The sequence below is a fragment of the Vibrio sp. L85 genome (genome assembly GCF_963871815.1).
GTDB classification, from domain to species: Bacteria; Pseudomonadota; Gammaproteobacteria; order Enterobacterales; family Vibrionaceae; genus Vibrio; species Vibrio harveyi.
Window position 1 is genome coordinate 1 of sequence record NZ_CAWMYL010000218.1, and the last position, 288, is coordinate 288.

At 48.3% G+C, this 288-nt stretch carries 1 protein-coding gene; it reads left to right on the forward strand.

Annotated features, from left to right (window positions below; genetic code table 11):
* The coding region (locus AACR11_RS21180; protein ID WP_139374628.1) for a hypothetical protein at positions 1 to 288 on the forward strand (288 nt) is incomplete at both ends.

The following is a 288-nucleotide window of genomic DNA, read 5'->3' on the forward strand; positions in this document are numbered from 1 at the left end:
GTTGATAGCGTAACTGAAGATGCGGTGAGCACCGATACAGTAGTGGCAGCAGTGACCGTTGCTGATACAGATACGCCTGCAGATGAGCTTACCGTTCAGCTAGAAAACAACACCGATGGTTACTTCGTCCTAGACGGTGACCAAGTTAAGTTGACCGATAAAGGTGTCGAAGCGGTTAATAATGACCAGCTTGACCTAACTACCTTGTCTGTCACTGCTTCGGTATCAGACGGCGTGAATCCGAAAGCGACAGACACGGATTCTCTTGATGTCGTTCGTGTGAATGAT